Annotated in this window: 10 protein-coding genes; 3 read left to right on the forward strand and 7 right to left on the reverse strand. The window is 40.0% G+C overall.

Going from position 1 to position 16,160, the window contains the following annotated elements; translation table 11 throughout:
* Positions 1–335: 335 nt before the first annotated feature.
* Complete coding sequence (locus QUA45_RS08505) at positions 336–1,721, reverse strand: response regulator (RefSeq protein WP_333220280.1); 1,386 nt, start codon at positions 1,719–1,721, stop codon at positions 336–338.
* Positions 1,722–2,070: 349 nt separating this feature from the next.
* Between QUA45_RS08505 and QUA45_RS08510 the strand changes: the two genes are divergently transcribed.
* The gene (locus QUA45_RS08510; RefSeq protein WP_333220282.1) at positions 2,071–5,283 is read left to right on the forward strand and encodes an ATP-binding protein; all 3,213 of its coding nucleotides are present in this window, start codon (positions 2,071–2,073) and stop codon (positions 5,281–5,283) included.
* Positions 5,284–5,305: 22 nt separating this feature from the next.
* On the opposite strand, the gene QUA45_RS08515 is transcribed toward QUA45_RS08510, so the two are convergent.
* Together QUA45_RS08515 and QUA45_RS08520 are read right to left on the reverse strand one after the other, a co-directional pair.
* Positions 5,306–7,123 carry an EAL domain-containing protein gene (locus QUA45_RS08515; protein WP_333220284.1) on the reverse strand — a complete coding sequence of 606 codons (1,818 nt, stop codon included), beginning with the start codon at positions 7,121–7,123 and terminating at the stop codon, positions 5,306–5,308.
* The gene (locus QUA45_RS08520) at positions 7,120–10,014 is read right to left on the reverse strand and encodes a response regulator (RefSeq protein ID WP_333098960.1); all 2,895 of its coding nucleotides are present in this window, start codon (positions 10,012–10,014) and stop codon (positions 7,120–7,122) included. The genes QUA45_RS08515 and QUA45_RS08520 overlap by 4 nt, the downstream gene beginning before the upstream one ends.
* Positions 10,015–10,996: 982 nt before the next feature.
* Here QUA45_RS08520 and QUA45_RS08525 point away from each other — a divergent pair.
* Positions 10,997–12,364, forward strand: a complete 1,368-nt coding sequence (locus tag QUA45_RS08525) for a serine/threonine-protein kinase (protein ID WP_333220286.1) — start codon at positions 10,997–10,999, stop codon at positions 12,362–12,364.
* Positions 12,365–12,517: 153 nt separating this feature from the next.
* Positions 12,518–12,874, forward strand: coding sequence for a dihydroneopterin aldolase (folB, locus tag QUA45_RS08530; RefSeq protein WP_333098963.1), 357 nt, complete (start codon positions 12,518–12,520; stop codon positions 12,872–12,874).
* Positions 12,875–12,979: 105 nt separating this feature from the next.
* Here the strand turns inward: folB and nuoK are convergent, their stop codons facing one another.
* The 4 genes from nuoK to nuoH all read right to left on the reverse strand — a co-directional run bounded on the left by nuoK (position 12,980) and on the right by nuoH (position 15,902).
* Entirely contained in the window at positions 12,980–13,285 is a 306-nt protein-coding gene (gene nuoK / locus QUA45_RS08535; RefSeq protein ID WP_228042566.1) for an NADH-quinone oxidoreductase subunit NuoK, read from the reverse strand.
* Positions 13,286–13,364: 79 nt separating this feature from the next.
* A complete protein-coding gene (locus QUA45_RS08540; protein ID WP_333070831.1) occupies positions 13,365–13,988 on the reverse strand; it encodes an NADH-quinone oxidoreductase subunit J in 624 nt (207 codons plus the stop codon).
* Positions 13,989–14,104: 116 nt separating this feature from the next.
* Positions 14,105–14,680, reverse strand: coding sequence for an NAD(P)H-quinone oxidoreductase subunit I (gene ndhI, locus QUA45_RS08545; protein ID WP_333098965.1), 576 nt, complete (start codon positions 14,678–14,680; stop codon positions 14,105–14,107).
* 103 nt (positions 14,681–14,783) lie between these two features.
* Complete coding sequence (nuoH, locus tag QUA45_RS08550; protein ID WP_333098966.1) at positions 14,784–15,902, reverse strand: NADH-quinone oxidoreductase subunit NuoH; 1,119 nt, start codon at positions 15,900–15,902, stop codon at positions 14,784–14,786.
* Positions 15,903–16,160 lie beyond the last annotated feature (258 nt).

Below are 16,160 nucleotides of genomic sequence, written 5' to 3' on the forward strand. Positions count from 1 at the left end.
TTAATTAATCCGAAACATCTCAAAAACTGGTTTACTAATTGCTGCTACTGTACCTCATAACATCCGGAAGTGCTGTAGCGATCGCCTCTAGGGGCAGTTATACAAAATATAAACATTTTGTCAATGCGTAAGTCCTAGCGGCTTCTCTTAATTTTTATTGATTGGCTGGGGGAACTGCGGGGATGAAAATCATCATTTCTCCAAGGGCGTTGATAAATCCTGCTTTGAACCGCTATATAGCGCGTATAAATGAAGGGTCTCATTGACCGAGTAGAGACGTTGCCTGCTACGTCGGTTTAGTCTCCAATAAATTCGTTAATTCCTACGCTCTCTCTTTAGGCTAAAGGAATTTCAATAATGAACTCTGTCCCAACACCCTGTTCTGAAAAGCAACTCAGTTGACCACAATGTTTTTCTACAACAATCTGACGACTAATTGATAAACCCAATCCCGTACCTTTTTCTGCTGGCTTGGTTGTAAATAGATAATCAAATATTTTAGTGCGTACCTCTTCGGGCATTCCCAAACCGTTATCTTTAATGTGAATCATGGCAATATTTCGCTGGGGGTCAACTTCAGTGCAAATCATAATTTGTCTGGGATTTGCTTGAATTTGTTCCAAATTTTGCTTCAGAAGAGAATCTTCTAAAGCATCAATGGCATTAGCAATAATGTTAATAAATACCTGATTTATCTGTCCGGGGTAGCACGGTACTAGAGGTAAATTTCCATATCCTTTAACGACTTCTATTTTCGGACGTGTATCATTTGCTTTTAATCGATGTTGTAGAATTAGTAATGCACTGTCAATCCCTTCATGCAGGTTAGCTTCTACTTTTGATGTACTATCAGGGCGGGAAAAAGTTCTTAAAGATACACTAATTTGACGAATACGTTCTACGCCCATTTTCATGGATGAAATAAGCTGGGGTAAGTCTTCTATTAGATACTCTAAGTCCACTTCTTCGGCACGAGTAGCGATCGCTGCACCTGGAGAGGGAAACTGTTGCTGATAAAGATGAACAATTTCTAATAAATCTTGAATATAAGTTTCAGCATGAGTCAGGTTTCCCTTGATAAAGCCTACTGGATTATTAATTTCATGAGCCACTCCAGCCACTAATTGACCGAGGGTAGACATTTTTTCGCTTTGGATTAATTGGAGTTGAGCTTGTTGTATGGTCTGTAGAGCTTGTTTTAGTTCAGAGGTTCGGTCTTCAACTCGTTTTTCTAATTCTTGATTCAACTGTTGTAAAGTTTTTTCTAAAGTCGTTTTTTCTTCAATTTTTTCTTCGAGCAATTGATTTTTGCTTGCCAGATCTTTGCTCAAGTTTCGCAACTCTAAATGAACTTGAATTCTAGCTAATACTTCTTCTTTTTGAAAGGGTTTAGTGATATAATCTACAGCCCCAAGGCTCAAACCTTTGACTTTTTGATCGGTGTTGCCAAGAGCCGTCATAAAAATTATCGGGATTCCTGAAGTTGACGGGTTACTTTTCAGTCGAGAACACGTTTCAAATCCGTCAATTCCCGGCATCATTATATCTAATAAAATTAAATCTGGGGTGACATATTCTATTTTTTGCAGCGCACTTTCTCCATCTTGAGCTACTAAAACTTCTAGTCCAGCCTCATCTAAAACGTTAAATATAACACCTAAGTTTGTAGGATTATCATCTACAATTAAGAGGGTGTTTTTTGAGAAAGATAAATTATTCATAAAGCTTTAGCCTTCTCCTTGGTTTTTAATTATAAGCCGCGTAGCGTCCTGACTATCTAATCTGCCAGTTTGCAGAGCCAATCTGCGGCAGGATTTTTCAATTATAAGCTGCGTAGCGGTCTGACTATCTCAGGGGCGGGAAAAAAGTAACTTTGTTTCCTTGGTGTATCATCATATTATAGTTCAACGAGGATGCTAACAAATGTAACATTTTTTGTTTGAAAGTAAAGTTTTTGTAACGCACTCTAGTCTTATGGCTTTCCTATCCCTTTCTCTACAGAAGAGTCCTACGTCTGGTGAATAGTCTGTTGCTCTAGAGTATAGACAAATACATTTTTCCTAAAAAGTTATGGGTACAAATGTTGCTAGGTTCCAGAAAATGCCGCTACGCCGTGTCTTAATTCTTCCCTTTGTTTTACAAATCTTTACAGCCGTAGGGTTAACCGGATATTTTTCGTTACAAAATGGACAGAAAGCTGTGAATAATGTAGCGGCACAGTTGCGCCGTGAAATTGCCACGAGAATTGAGCAGAATTTGCATACCTATCTAGCGGTTCCCCATTTAGTTAATCAAATTAATGCAGATGCTATTAGTCTTGGTCAATTTAGCCTAGACAACCTGACAGTATGGGAGCGTCATTTTTGGCAACAAAAAAATTGCTTTAATAGCGTAGATGGTCTAACAATTATCAATGAAAAAGGCCAAGGTGTATCTATTATTAGTAACGATCAAAGAAAGCTAGTCCTTCAAGCAACAAGTCCAACCAAGCCGAACCAAGTATTCATGTATTTGGCTGGCAGTCAAGGAGAAAGAAGAAAATTAATCAAAGTGGTTAAAGATTTCGATCCCCGAAGAATTACAGCTTACAAAGAAAGCATGGAAGCTAGTAAACCCACCTGGACTAAGATACATTTTGGTGAACTTATTATCACCCCTATAATGACAGCAGGGCAACCAGTTTTTGATAAAAATGGAAAAGCTACTGGTGTCTTGTTAACTACTCTACGTTTATCCCTAATTGGGAATTTTTTGCAAACTCTAAAAGTTGGAAAAACAGGACAAACTTTTATTATCGAGCGAAGCGGAATGCTAGTGGCAACTTCCACATCAGAAAAACCATACCGAAATAGGCAAAGATTTCCAGCCACTGACAGCAAAGATATTTTAACCCAAGCGACTGCAAAATATCTAACAGAGCGATTTAACAATTTCAATTATATTAAAAATTCTCAGCCGTTAGATTTCTTACTAAACGGACAAAAACAATTCGTACAAGTTCTTCCTTTTCAAGATGGTAAAGGGATTGATTGGTTAATTGTAATGGCGGTTCCAGAAAAGGATTTTATGGAACAAATTAACAGGAGTAGACATACGACGATTTTATTATGTGTTTTGGCACTATTTTTGGCAACTGTTTTGGGAATTGTGACTTCTGAATGGATAGCCCGACCGATTCGGCGTTTGGGTAAAGCCACAAGCGCGATCGCTGGCGGCGACTTTGAGCAAAAAGTAACTGCTTCCTCCGTTAAAGAAATCAGCGCTTTAGCGACTTCTTTCAATTTAATGAGCCAGCAACTCAAGCAGTCCTACGCACAATTAGAAGATTATTCGCACTCCTTAGAACAAAAAGTCGCAGAAAGAACTCAAGCATTAGAGCAAGAAATGGGCGATCGCCAACAGATACAAGAGACACTCCGGCAAAGCGAAGAAAGGTATCAATTAACTCTAGAAAGCGTTAATGAAGGCATCTGGGACTGGCGAATCCAAACAAACACCATCTATTTTTCACCCCAATGGAAAGCCATGTTAGGCTATCAAGACAACGAAATTATTAACCTATTTAGCTCTTGGAAAACACTGGTTAACCCCGATAATTTACAACCGATATTAGACTCTTTAGAAGACTATTTAAAAAGTGGAACTAACGAACCTTATAGTTGGGAATTTCAGATGCGGCACAAAAACGGTAGCTACAGGTGGATACTATCGCGAGGTCGGGTTGTCGAGCGGGATGCGGAAGGCCAACCCCTACGTTTAGTCGGCTCTCATACCGATCTTACCGATCGCAAACAAGCAGAAATAGAATTGCAAATAGCCAAGGAAGCTGCCGATGCTGCTAACAAAGCCAAAAGCGAATTTTTGGCAAACATGAGCCACGAACTTCGCACACCACTCAACGGGATTTTAGGCTACGCTCAAATCCTCATGCGTTCAAAAAACTTAGACCATCAAGAGGTGAGTAGTCTAAAAATTATTTATCAATGTGGCTCTCATTTGCTCACTTTAATTAACGACATCCTCGACTTTTCTAAAATCGAAGCCAGCAAAATAGAACTTTACCCGACGCAATTTCATTTTTGGGCATTTTTAGAGGATGTCAGCCAAATCTTTCGCCTCAGAGCCGAACAAAAAGCTATCAGCTTTATTGGTCAATTTGACTCTTCCTTACCCACCAACGTGCAAGGGGATGAAAAACGCTTAAGGCAGATTTTAATTAATCTCTTAGGTAATGCGGTAAAATTTACCGATCGAGGGGGCGTTACTTTCAAAGTTCAACTCATAAAATCAGTAGCCTTAGAACCTAACTCGAAGGAATTAAACGCCCTCAACACTATCCGCTTTCAAATTGAAGATACGGGAGTTGGGATCGGCGAAGAGAAAATGCAGAAAATTTTTCAACCTTTTGAACAGGTAGGCAATACCGATAAGATGTCAGAAGGAACGGGTTTAGGATTGGCAATTAGCTTAAAAATTATCGAAATGATGGGTGGTAGTATTCAAGTTAACAGTCAGTTAAATGCTGGCAGCCAATTTTGGTTTGATTTAGATTTACCTTCTGCTAGTAAATGGGAATCGGCAATTCAGCTACAAGCTGCGATCGCTGGCTATCAGGGAACAAAACTGAAAATTCTCGCAGTTGACGATAAGTGGGAAAATCGATCTGTGCTGGTTAATTTGTTAGCACCCCTTGGCTTTGAAGTGCTAGAAGCTGCTAATGCCAAAGAAGCTTTAAAAGAAGTCGAGCGTGACCAATTTAATGCCATTATTACTGATTTAGTAATGCCAGAAATGGATGGTTTCGAGTTAGTAAGCCGTCTCCGCTCTCAACCTAAATTTAAAGATTTAGTCATTATCGTTTCTTCAGCTAGCGTTTTTGAAGCTGAGCAGCATAAGAGTTTAGATATGGGGGCAAATGCTTTTTTACCCAAACCCTTACAGGCGGCTGAGTTATTTGTATTGCTACAAAAGCATTTAGGGATATCTTGGGTATATCAAGAGTCCTCTCACCTCACTCAAAATGTCAATCAATCCGTGCGATCGGATTCAGATTCTTTGTTAGTACCACCACCAGATGAAGAACTGGTAATTTTATACGATTTGGTTATGAGAGGTAATTTAAAAGCTGTGACTCAACAAGTTGAACAGTTAAAAAAATTGGATGCAAAATATATTCCCTTTGCCGAACGGGTAGGTGAATTGGCTGCCAGCTTTCAGGAAAAACAATTACGGTTATTTATCAACGATTACAAAGCCGATAACACAAATCAAATTGATGGTTAAAAATCAGGTGGTAATATTTTAATTATAAGCCTATAAGCCGCGTAGCATTATGACTATCTAAGGGGCGAGAAAAAAAGTAACCTTGTCCGAAAATACACCCTAGTTCTCGAAGAATTTCTATTTGTTCTTGAGTTTCCAATCCTTCCGCAACAATTTCCATATTTAAATTTTTACCTAATAATATAATTGTTTGAATTAAAATGGTATCCTTGGGATTTCGAGCCAGGTTTTGCAAAAAGGAACGATCGATTTTTAAAGTATCAATTGGCAGATTTTTGAGTAAACTTAATGAAGAGTAGCCAGTACAAAAATCATCGATACATATACCAACACCAATACCTTTTAAAAATTCAAAGTTTAAATTTGTTGTTTTTAATAGACAACTTTCAGTAATTTCTATATTTAAAGTGTTTTTCTTTATCCCAGTTTGTTGTAAAATTTCTGCAATTTGTTCAAAGAAATTAACTTGCTGGAATTGAATGGGAGAAAAGTTAACGTTCAGTTTTAAAGGCAGATCGGGCAATTGCTCTTGCCACCGTCGTAACTGGTTGCAAGCTTCCCCTAAAATCCACCAACCTAAAGGATTAATTAATCCTGTTTCTTCAGCAATAGGGATAAATGTATCGGGTGAAATTATGCCTTTGGGATGATTCCAGCGGATTAAAGCTTCAAAACCTTTAATTTCTTCAGTAATGAGGGAAACAATAGGTTGATAGTACAAGCAAAATTCTTGTTGAGAGATCGCTTTTCGCAAGTCTTGCTCCAGTTCGAGGCGTGCGATCGCATCCGCTTGCATCTGCGGATCGAAAACCTGATAGTTACCACTTCCCTGCTTTTTAGCTCGATACATTGCAATATCCACATCTCTAAGGATATCCATCGGTTGTTGATAATTCATTGCACTAGAAGTTATACCAATACTCGCTTCTACGATCGCTTCACAGTCATTAAACTTAAAGGGTAACTTAAACTGTTCTAATAATTTTTGAGCGACTGAAGTTCCGGTTTCTTTTTCTACTAAAACAACAAATTCATCCCCACCCATTCGCGTTGCTATTTGGCAAGGTTTTAAACACCCTTGCATCCGCTTGGCTACGCACTTTAGTAGCTCGTCTCCTGCTAAATGTCCTAGGCTATCATTGATAATTTTAAAACGATCTAAGTCAATAAACAAAACAGAATAACTTGTATTCGCTGCAATTAACTCCTGCAATTGCTTAATCAACCAGTCTCGATTTGGCAAACCTGTTAAGGAGTCGTGAAAAGCATTATGCTCCAATTGAGCTTGACTTCTGTACAATTCTTGCAGCGTTTGAGAAAGTTTTGCTGTTCGTTCTTGTACTCGGATTTCTAATTCTTGATTTAGCTGTTTTAAGTCGGCACGAGCCTTCGTATGTTCAGTAATTTCTTGCAATAAATGCTGATTTTTAAATTCAATAGTTTGAGTTAAATGTCGCAGATCTAAATGAGTTTTAATTCTCGCTAAAACCTCTTCTTTTTGAAAAGGTTTAATAATATAATCTACTGCTCCTAAAGATAAACCTTTGACAACATTATCGGTTTCCGAAAGAGCCGTAATAAAAATTACAGGAATTTGACTCCATAAGGGGTTTACTTTCAAAAGTTCATAAGTTTCAAAGCCGTCTATTCCGGGCATCATTATATCTAATAAAATTAGGTCTGGAATCACATAATTGATTTTTTGAATAGCACTTTCTCCATCTTGAGCGACCAAAACCTCAAAACTAGCTTCAGTGAGGAAATCCGCTAAGATTCCTAAATTAGCAGGGACATCATCCACTACCAAAATTGTATTTGAGTAAGAATTTAAATTGTTCATAAATTTATTTCCTTGTATTGAGTGAGCATTTCCAAGATTTTTTTCTCTTGAAACTCTTTAGCTAACTGCCGCAATTTTGACGCAAATGACATATATTTTGGATCGGTTTCTTCAAGAGTTTTTGTCTGTTTTATAATCTCTTTCAAATTACCTCGCAAAGCCAAATTAAACAGTTTATCTAATGCTTCTGGAGGAGGAGGAACAATTTTATCGTAATTGGGTTTCCTTCCTGAAGGCATCAATGATGCAGCTTCATAAATCCACTCTATTTGTAAATGAAGTTCTAACTTTTCTAAAAGTTCTTCAGCTTGAACTGGTTTGGCTAAAAAATCAACAGCTCCAGCTTGTAAGCTTTGATTTTGGTCTGTTTCAAAAACACTTGCCGAAGAAACAATTATTTTAATATCTTTTAATTCTAAGCTTGTTTTCCAGTATTCCATCAATTGAAATCCATCCATTTCTGGCATAACTAAATCTGTAATCACTAAATCTGGTTTAGCCTGAGTTGCTATGTTCAATCCTTGTTTTCCGTTAGTCGCTTCTATTACTTCAAATCCTAGAGGAGTCAGTAAATTAACAATGACCGATCGATTTTCCCAACGATCGTCAATCACGAGAATTTTTTGGGAATTTCCTTTAAATCCAATAATTTTACCTTTGTCAGTTTGAGAACTTGTATTAACCCATTCTGTGGCTTCTAATAGCTCTAAATCAAACCCAAAAATACTGCCCATTTGTAATTGACTGGTGACTTGAATAGTACTACCCATTAATTGAATAATTTTTTGAGTGATTGCCAGTCCTAATCCCGTTCCTTCAGCTTGATTTTTGCGAGATCCAACTTGTTCAAAAGGTAAAAATATTTTGGCAATTTCTTCGGGTTTAATTCCTACTCCTGTATCTTTGACACTGAAGCGAATTTTACAGCAAGTTTGATGGGAAAAATTAATATTTTTTTCAATTAAACTGACACTAAAACTTATTTCTCCTATTTTGGTAAATTTGATGGCGTTACCAATAAGGTTAATTAATGCTTGTCGCAAGCGTTTTTCGTCGGCGTGAATGGCAATGGGTAAATCGGGATCGGGTTGGTAGCTAAATTTGAGACTTTTTTGTTCGGCGCGAATGCGACAAATTTCGGCAACGGCCTGTAGAAAAGCGGGAAAATGAAATTCTGTAGGGTAAAGTTCCATTTTCTGAGCTTCTATTTTAGACAAATCGAGAATATCGTTAATCAAAGTTAGCAGGTGAGAACCGCACTGGTAGATAATTTCAATGCTATTTTGTTCGTGTTCTCCTAGTTTTACAGAACGTTTGAGGATTTGGGCATAGCCTAAGATCCCGTTGAGTGGGGTTCGCAGTTCGTGACTCATGTTAGCCAGAAACTCGCTTTTGGCGCGGTTGGCATTTTCTGCGGCTTCTTTAGCGGCATAAATTTCTTGTTCGGCACGTTTGTATTCGGTAATATCTTCTACTGTACCTTCGTAGTAGAGAATATTATCATTTTCATCACACATAGCGCGAGCATTTTCTGAAATCCAAATAATACTACCGTCGCGGCGATAAACTTGAGATTCAAAGTCGGCAACACTGCCGCGATCGCTTATAATTTTCATGAATTCTTCTCGGTGGTTGGGATCTACATAAAGTTGTTGTTTAATATTGGTTAATTTGCCAATTAATTGGTCAGAAGAATTGTAACCATAAATTTCAGCCAAGGCTGGATTAGCGCTAAGATATTCCCCTGCTGGTGTAACTTGGAAAATTCCATTAATTGAATTGTTGAAAATGCTGCGATATTTGGCTTCAGCAGCTTGTAATTCTTTTTCAAATTGCAGGCGCTTTTTGCGGTTGCTGAGAAAAGCCATAAAAGTGTAAGTCACTACCGCTAATACTAGCAGTGCAAACCCGATGATTTGATATTTTCTACCAACTAACTGATTGAGTCGCTGTTCCAATAAACGATCTAAAAGTGGAAAAGCTGTATTGTAAAGTTTTAATTGGGACTCTAGGGCAGTTGTGGCTGTAGCTGTATATACGAATGGCTGTAAGTTGATGGTATTGGCATTAATGATATCTTTGTCGAGTAAGTCAATAAATCTTTTGATATCCTTGAAATTTTCGCGTACGCTAGTGGATAGCTGCCGCTGAATTTGCGGATTAGCATTCGCCGAAATTTGCAAGCCTCTTTGCACTGCTTGGATAGGCGGTGCAATTAAACTCCGAATAATCAAAAGTTTGGCTCGATCGCTGTCTGCAATTTTTTGTTTAGCTTGTTGAGTGGCGATCTTTGCACCGATATCTTTAGCTTGAGCCGTATTCTCTATCGTTAATGGTAGCTGCGTGACAACGGTATCCATTAAATAATAACTGTCTAAAGATGGGTCGAGAATGAGATTAGAAACATCTCCGATGTGTGCAATTAAATCGAGGATATCGTTAACAACTGTTGTATGTGCTTGCCAGCTTTGGGTAGGAGATAAGTTTAATTTTTGCTTTTTTAATTGCTGCAAGTTGCCATTAATGGAAGTTTTGAGCGCTAGCCATTGCGGGCTAGCTTTAAATTGGGGCGATAGCTGTTTTTCCACGGCATTGAGGTTTTGGATTGCCGTCTCGATCTTTTCTGTTGCCCTGGCGATCGCAGGGGCTAAAGACTTGTCCCCATTTAAATATTGATTGACTTGCGTGCGGTGTTCAATAACAGCGACAAGCAAATTTTTCAATGGATAGTTATAAGCCAAGCCGAGTTTTTCTTTTTGAGCAAACTCAATTTTAATATCAATTTCAGCAATTAATTGATAAACTACTAGAGCAAAAGGAAATATAAAAATCAACAACAACGCCATTAAATTTATGGGTTCTGTGAGGCGCTGGTTTAGGTTTTTTTTCATAATCTAATAAGTAATTGATAATGATTTATTTTCAAAGAGCTATGAGGATAATTGTCAATCTGTATTCTAGCCTCATGGCGGAGTTTGACAATTTATTGTGTAGCTATTTGCCCATTCTGTAGAGAGACATACCCCGTTATTTCTATACTCACAACAATATTTAGGATAAAATGTGAAAACCAGAGCAGACCTAACGGAACTTTGGGAGTTGCAGTCATTCACTAACTGATTGAGACTTTTTTAGAATTTGCCCAGCCGTTACTTGATTTATATTAATATTACGCTGTCTTTTGACGAATATCTATTCTAGTTGAACGAAGATGCTAATTAATGTCATCTTTATTACATTACATTAAAATTAATGTAATAGACTCTAGTCCTATAACTATTCTCTCCTCTTCTCTACGGAAGACTTTTACCTTTGGTAAATATTCTATTGCTCGAGACCATAGAGTAGTACATTTTTTGACAAAAATTTATGTATAGAATTGTTGCTAACTCTCAGAAAAGACCGCTCTCCAGTATCTTACTTCTATGACTTACGCATTGACAAAATGTTTATATTTTGTATAACTACCCCTAGAGGCAATCGCTATTTCCAGATCGGACACAATTAAGTAAAATTACTCAAGTTGTCATTGGGAGCAGAAACATTAGACATCTCCCCAAAAGCTGAATCACCTAATGGGACACAATTGTGCAGAATATGCACTGCCAGTTGACTTCACCTCGATTTGACGACAGTATCAGGATGAGAAGCAATTCTAGTTAAAAAATAGTCCAGAAATAGCGCTTAGTTTAGTCGTTTTTTTGATAATGATAAGGGAGAGTCTACATCATCAAACGATCGCTAAAGCTATTGAGTAGAGGATTGATATTGCTGGGGCGATCGCCGTTCCTTCCCTCGCATTCAAACAAACTTAGCTACAATGAGCTATACTGTGCTCGGCGACTCCCCAAATCGAACAATTTGCCGTGGTTTATGTCTAACTCCTCCCTCCTCACCCCTGGTTCGACTCTCGAAAAACGCTACCGCATCCTCCGCGAATTAGGCCGCGGTGGCTTCGGGCGCACTTACCTCGCAGAAGATATCAACCGCTACAACGAACACTGCGTGCTCAAAGAGTTTTCTCCGGTAGTTCACAGCCCGAAAGCGGCCGAATTGTTCGATCGCGAAGCGAGTATGCTTTACCACCTCCAACACCCGCAAATTCCAAGGTTTCGAGAACTCCTGCGAACTGATTTGGGCGGGAATCCATCTTTATTTTTAGTGCAAGATTATATCAAGGGTCAAACCTACGAAGAAATATTGATATCGCGCCAGCAACAAGGTAAAAATTTTAGCGAAGCTGAAGTTACTCAACTACTATTTCAGCTTTTACCAGTTTTAGAATACATCCACTCAAAAAATTTAATTCACCGCGATATTTCCCCGGATAATATTATTCAGCATGACGCTGACAAACTACCCTTTTTAATTGATTTCGGTTCAGTCAAACAAATCGCAGCCAATGCCGTACTTCAGTTTAACGGACAATCGGATACGGCGATCGGCAAACAGGGTTATTCGCCGGCCGAACAAATGCGACTGGGGAAAGTGTCTGCTGCTAGCGATTTGTACGCTTTAGCCGTCACGGCTTTGGTACTGTTAAGCGGCAAAAAGCCTCAAAAATTGTACGATATCAATAATAAAGCTTGGGATTGGCGATCGCACGTCAGTGTCAGCTCAAATTTAGCCACGGTATTGGATCGGATGTTAGCAGAACAACCGGGCGATCGCTACCAATCCGCAAAAGAAGTCCGCGAAGCACTCAAAGATCCAAAACTATCTCACATTGGCAGTATAATTTCCCAAATGGTGACAATGAACTTTGTCGGCCGCCCTTTCAAAAACACCACTCAAACTGCTACCAGCAATCATACTCCTGTTAACCCAAACCCTCAAATTGTTAAAAACAACAACATTTTCCAGTTAATACCTTGGAAAACCCTAGGGAGTTTAAGCGTGGTTTTATTGCCGGGAATGTTAGCTTTTAGTGTAGTCAAATCTGGTTTCACGTTGCCCAAGCTGCCGGAGTTACCTAAATTTTCTTCGCGCCAGCAACCTCCCGATACGTCCTTAGAGGAAGCCGAAATAATTCGTCAAGAAAAGATTGGTAAACGACGCAAAAATCTCAACATCAATCAAGATATATTCTATCAAAAAGTGGATGAATTATATTACAATAAATATCCAGAATTACAAGGGCGCAGCTTGACAGAAAAGCCAGAAGATGCTGAAATTAGGCGGAAATGGTATGAAGTTGCTGAGGATTTACTCGACAAGTTGGAGAAAGGAGGAGAGTTATAAAATCTAAGATAGAATAAGAGTGATTGAACCGCAGAGGGCGCAAAGAACGCAGAGGAAGAAGGAAAAGGGCAAAAAAAGAGAGGGAAGAGAAAGAGAACTTTATCTGGTTTAATACAAAGTGGTATAGACAACGCACTTTTAGTTTATTGCAAAATGGATTCTATTCAACTTACAGGAATTCGCTGTTACGGATATACGGGCTATCTGCCGGAAGAGCAAGTTTTGGGGCAGTGGTTTGAAGTGGATGTTACTTTATGGCTGGATTTATCGCAAGCTGGAAAAAGTGATGATATTCAACATACTCTTGATTACCGCAGCGCCATTACTCTGATTCAAAAGCTAGTCAAAGACTCGAAGTTTTTATTAATCGAACGCCTAGCAGATACTATTGCTCAAGCGCTTTTAGAACTACCGTTAGTCGAAAAAGTTAAAATACAACTCTCGAAACCTGCTGCCCCCATCCCTGATTTCGGGGGTAGAATTACTCTAGAAATTACTAGAAGCCATTAGTCATTAGTTCTTAGTTCTTAGTTCTTAGTCCTTAGTCATCAGTCTTTAATCTGCATTAGTTTGTGGCTAATGACTGATGACTGATGACTGATGACTATTGATTAATTACCACTTCAGCAAGTTAAATTCTTCCATGTCTACGGTATTGCGGTTGCGATAAATCGCCAAAACAATTGCCAAACCTACGGCAGCTTCAGCCGCCGCTACCGTAACTACAAACACGGTAAATACTTGGCCCTTAATTTGTACAGGGTCAAGATAATTGGAGAAACCCATCAAATTGAGATTGACAGCATTCAGCATCAACTCGATCGACATCAACACGCGCACTGCATTTCTGCTGGTAATCAAACCGTAAATACCAATACAGAAAAGAGCGGCAGCTAATAACAGGAAATACTGGAGTTGCAGTTGCATAAATTTGGCGATTTTGTCTCAATCTAAAGTTACTAAAAAACTAACAATATGGTGCGCTAAGCGCACCATAATATTACTTAGATTCTGGCGAAGACACATCTCCGGCAGAAACTAATTCGCGAGGTCTTTCCGGCAAACTCAAAGCAGGTGTTTCGGATAGCTTCTTTGACAGTTCATCCGGGAAAAAATCGCGACGCGCCAACACAATTGCTCCCACCATTGCCATCAACAAAAACACTGATGCTAACTCGAAAGGCAGCAAAAAGTCGGTGAAGAAATGTTTGGCGATCGTGACGATCGAACTTTCGGCAGGTGCTCCTGTCGTCGCGACAATAGCCCAAGGAGTAGAGACCACCATCGTACCCAAAAGCGCAAACAAGCCTACGCAAACTACTGCTGTTGCTACTTGACGCACCCAAGCGTTGGGAATTGTGCGGAAATCTTCTCGCTTGTTCACCAACATAATCGCAAACAAAATCAAGACGTTAACAGCACCAACATAAATCAATACCTGCGCTGCTGCTACAAAGTCGGCATTCAGCAACAGGTACAAGCCGGCGATGCTGGTAAATACGCCGCACAGCAAAAATGCTGAGTAAACGATATTTGAGAACAGCACTACTCCTAGTGCTCCTGCAATCATCATTACCGACAGTATGCCAAATGAAACAATTTGAACCCCTTCAGCTAGATTCACAATTTTTTATCCTCAATTATTAGTTTTCTATTGTTCGTTTTTACTCATTAGTTAGCAGTCATTAATAATTGGTTATTTCACTAATGACTGATGACTGCTGACTAATGACTAATTACTTACTTTTCGATAATTTCCTCTGGACGCAGACCGGCGCGGCGATCGGTGTAGGAAACTTCATGAGGGTCGATCGCACCTTTCGGCAAATAAGCGAATTCCCGCATCGGTGTCACCATCGGATCGTCTGTAACCTTGTAGGGTAAACGTCCGAGGGCCACGTTGTCAAAATTCAATTCGTGACGTTCGTAGGTGGCCAACTCATACTCTTCTGTCATCGACAAACAATTAGTCGGACAATATTCTACGCAGTTGCCGCAGAAGATACACACTCCGAAATCGATACTGTAGTGCTTGAGTTGCTTCTTCTTAGTTTCTTTGTTAAATTCCCAATCCACTACAGGTAAGTTGATCGGACACACCCGAACACATACTTCGCAGGAGATGCACTTGTCAAATTCAAAGTGAATTCGACCCCGGAAACGTTCCGAAGGAATTAGTTTCTCGTAAGGATACTGCACCGTAATCGGCCGGCGTCTCATGTGGTCAAAAGTAACAGCTAGCCCTTGACCGATATACTTAGCAGCTTGAAGAGTCTCTTTGGCGTATTCGCCTACTTGATTGAGGAATTTTAGCATGGTGTTCTCTCTCTGTACTTGAGTTTTTGGTAATTGCTAATTGATAATAGGTAATTGGTTAACAGCTATTTTTGTTTAGCTGTTGCCCTTTACCTATTATTAATTAACCGCCAAAAGCAAAGGGAAAGGCAAGTTTCAAAGCTGCGGTCAATAGCAAATTAACTAGAGCAACGGGAAGTAAAAACTTCCATCCCAAATTTAGCAATTGGTCGATCCGCACTCGCGGCAGAGTCCACCGGAGCAGAACTGCCAGAAACAGGAAAAAGTACGCTTTCAGCATGGTCATTGTAATGCCCAGCAAGCCGGTAATTACCTGCAACCAAGGAGTCGTTTCGCTCAATCCCAGGGCATTTGTCAGCACTTCGACAGGAATCGGGCATTCCCAGCCGCCTAGGTACAAAACTGCTACTAGCAGGCAAGAAAGGACGAGGTTAACGTAGGAAGCGATATAGTACAAAGCAAATTTCATGCCTGTGTACTCAGTCTGATATCCTGCTACCAATTCTTCTTCTGCTTCCGGGAGGTCAAAGGGCAAGCGTTCGCATTCTGCTAGTGCTGCGATCCAGAAAATCAGGAAACCTGCGGGTTGGCGCCAGATATTCCAGCCGAGAATGCCGTAGCCGGCTTGCTGGTGTACGATGTCGATCGTACTGAGGCTATTGGACATCATCACGACTGCCAATACTGCCAAAGCTAGGGGAATTTCGTAGCTGAGGGATTGAGCCGCGGCTCTGAGTCCTCCGAGGAGGGCGTATTTGTTGTTTGAAGCATAGCCGGACATCAGCAAGCCGATCGGCTGAATGCTAGACAGGGCAATCCACAGAAATATCGCTGTCCCCATATCGGCGATCAGCATATGCTCTCCGAAGGGCACGATTAAGTAGGAGAGAAAAACTGGAATCACCACAATTACCGGGCCTAGGGTAAATAGTAGCGCGTCAGCTTTTGCCGGTACAATGTCTTCTTTGAATACCAACTTCAGACCGTCAGCAACGGGCGCTAAAACTCCCAGAGGGCCGATGAATTCCGGGCCTACCCGCTGTTGAGCGGCGGCGGAAATTTTCCGTTCCAGCCAGACGCTAGTTAGTACCCCGAAAACGGCAGCGACAATCATCAGCAACATTGGCAGCGGTAGCCAAAGCACTTGGGCGATGTCCGCCGGTAAGCCCAAATTCATCAGGGCTTCTACGAAACTTCCTTGTAAGTCAATTCCTGGGTTCATTTGTCCAGCTTTTGAGCGATCAGCATATAATTTTTCACCCGTCCTTCGTAGGAGTAGGCTTAAAAATCGGGGTCTTTGTAAAGATTTTTAATGCTTTACCGCCTAATAGTATATCGCCCGACAGGCTCCAAGAACGCACAGACAGGGTGAAGTTCTAATTATATGAGTCCGCAGCGTAGCTAATGGGTGGGTAATTTATGTATTTTTACTTAGTGGCTCGATCCGAGCGATTTTAGATTTTAGATTTTAGGTTTTAGG

This window comes from Microcoleus sp. Pol12A5 (assembly GCF_036701435.1).
Lineage (GTDB): Bacteria > Cyanobacteriota > Cyanobacteriia > Cyanobacteriales > Microcoleaceae > Microcoleus.

What these genes read in the sequence shown, in the direction of transcription:
- QUA45_RS08515 (WP_333220284.1), bottom strand. Translation starts at nt 7,123, where the DNA reads ATGAACAATTTAAATTCTTACTCAAATACAATTTTGGTAGTGGATGAT.
- nuoH (WP_333098966.1), bottom strand. Translation starts at nt 15,902, where the DNA reads ATGAACCCAGGAATTGACTTACAAGGAAGTTTCGTAGAAGCCCTGATG.
- QUA45_RS08510 (WP_333220282.1), top strand. Translation starts at nt 2,071, where the DNA reads ATGGGTACAAATGTTGCTAGGTTCCAGAAAATGCCGCTACGCCGTGTC.
- QUA45_RS08520 (WP_333098960.1), bottom strand. Translation starts at nt 10,014, where the DNA reads ATGAAAAAAAACCTAAACCAGCGCCTCACAGAACCCATAAATTTAATG.
- QUA45_RS08505 (WP_333220280.1), bottom strand. Translation starts at nt 1,721, where the DNA reads ATGAATAATTTATCTTTCTCAAAAAACACCCTCTTAATTGTAGATGAT.
- ndhI (WP_333098965.1), bottom strand. Translation starts at nt 14,680, where the DNA reads ATGCTAAAATTCCTCAATCAAGTAGGCGAATACGCCAAAGAGACTCTT.
- QUA45_RS08525 (WP_333220286.1), top strand. Translation starts at nt 10,997, where the DNA reads ATGTCTAACTCCTCCCTCCTCACCCCTGGTTCGACTCTCGAAAAACGC.
- folB (WP_333098963.1), top strand. Translation starts at nt 12,518, where the DNA reads ATGGATTCTATTCAACTTACAGGAATTCGCTGTTACGGATATACGGGC.